The following is a 377-nucleotide window of genomic DNA, read 5'->3' as shown; positions in this document are numbered from 1 at the left end:
GAACTGAGTAGAACAGCGGGTTGCCTGAATCATCGGTGCCCCACGTGGACCACATGCGCAGTGGGATGCCCTGTGCACACACCCTGAGATGCGCGAGGCCGACCGCCAAGTCCCGCGCCCGATCCTGTGTCTCGGCCACCGCCTGCACCGGGTTCGTGCGTTCCATGTCGAGTACCCTGTGCCCCAGTTCACTGATCACCTTAGTCATTTTCGCTCCCGAGTCGCAGGATGTCACCGGCCCGCTCACATGGCAGGAAGATGCTCATGTCGAGCAGCCCGGACAAGATGCGAACCTCAAGTTCGGACTCCGATTCATCCCAGATGACAGCAACCTCGTCGAATGCGAGCTTCGCCATCGCGTGCACCTGTTCGAGAAC

General features: G+C 60.7%; 1 protein-coding gene. It reads right to left on the bottom strand.

Annotated features, from left to right (window positions below; genetic code table 11):
• Positions 1 to 208, bottom strand: a 208-nt coding sequence (locus tag AC1RPQ_RS08120) for a hypothetical protein (protein ID WP_481762280.1), incomplete at its 3' end; no start/stop codon positions are given.
• Positions 209 to 377 lie beyond the last annotated feature (169 nt).

It is taken from the genome of Dellaglioa sp. CoH-57-MRSF-21, from assembly GCF_056781915.1.
Note: the sequence above shows the minus strand (reverse complement) of the source record. Positions and strands in the feature narration are given on the sequence as shown.